This is a genomic window from Aquabacterium parvum (genome assembly GCF_001447195.1).
In the GTDB taxonomy this organism is placed as follows: domain Bacteria; phylum Pseudomonadota; class Gammaproteobacteria; order Burkholderiales; family Burkholderiaceae_C; genus Aquabacterium; species Aquabacterium parvum.
Genome location: NZ_LFRI01000297.1, coordinates 1 through 273, shown reverse-complemented (window position 1 = coordinate 273; position 273 = coordinate 1). Strand labels below are relative to the sequence as shown.

General features: G+C 57.9%; 1 protein-coding gene. It reads right to left on the bottom strand.

The features are described 5' to 3' along the window. Positions 1-25: 25 nt before the first annotated feature. On the bottom strand, positions 26-196 hold the full coding sequence (locus tag ABG80_RS22730) for a hypothetical protein (protein WP_160322479.1): 171 nt from the start codon (positions 194-196) through the stop codon (positions 26-28). Between the last annotated feature and the right edge of the window lie 77 nt (positions 197-273).

The following is a 273-nucleotide window of genomic DNA, read 5'->3' as shown; positions in this document are numbered from 1 at the left end:
GTTCGGGGCTGATGGAATCGAGACGCTACCCAGGCGGGTTGATCGGTACGGTAAGGCAAAGAGTCGTGCGCTCGATGTAGCGCAGTTTATCGGCGACCACGTTGAAGGTCAAGAAACGCTTCACCAGCGGCTCACCGCTTGCGGTGACTACCTGCTGTTCCGGCACTACTTCACCATCGACGCTGTGAGGCTGCATGCGGCCAGCTTCTGCATGAAGCACCTGCTTTGCCCTCTGTGTGCCATTAGACGGGGCGCTAAGTCGATGAAAGCCTA

Bases quoted from the DNA above. Each gene is read 5' to 3' on its own strand.
- ABG80_RS22730 (WP_160322479.1), bottom strand. From the start codon at position 196: ATGCAGCCTCACAGCGTCGATGGTGAAGTAGTGCCGGAACAGCAGGTA.